At 59.6% G+C, this 463-nt stretch carries 1 protein-coding gene; it reads right to left on the minus strand.

All coding sequences use genetic code 11. The features are described 5' to 3' along the window. Positions 1-306: hypothetical protein (locus tag GVL52_RS31990; protein WP_160012726.1), on the minus strand; the 306-nt coding region annotated here is incomplete at its 3' end. Positions 307-463 lie beyond the last annotated feature (157 nt).

Here is a 463-nt window from a genome sequence, read left to right on the forward strand (position 1 = left end):
CCCGGAGGGAAAGAACTTGATGACCACGAAGCAATACAGGAACGTAACCAGCACACCGTACCCCGCAGCGATGAGCGGAATGGCCGTCTTCGCAGTATCGATGTAGCCCGTCAAGCGCTTCGAATGGCTCTCCAGCGCTTGCCTTCGCTCTTTCTCCGAGGTGGCCTTGCGCAACTCGGCTTCTGCCAGTTGGTTGGCGGCTTGGGCCTCGCGCAATCGGTTGATGGCCTCGGTCGGCGGCGTGGCCAATAGTGCTGCCTGATTCGGTGCGCCCAGCACTGGCCGGGCACGAATGCGTCGGAACATGCGCTCCTCCCTCTTCTGTCGTTTGTTTTTGTGTCGTCACCATGCGGTGACGGTCGAGCAGAAATGTAACCGGTACGCTGTGCTGATCCGCAGCGCAATGGAAAAGGGGGCCTGCAAGGCCCCCTTTTTGCTGAAATCCGTCTCCGTCGTTTCACAG

Source organism: Rhizobium sp. 18055, assembly GCF_902706285.1.
In the GTDB taxonomy this organism is placed as follows: Bacteria; Pseudomonadota; Alphaproteobacteria; order Rhizobiales; family Rhizobiaceae; genus Rhizobium.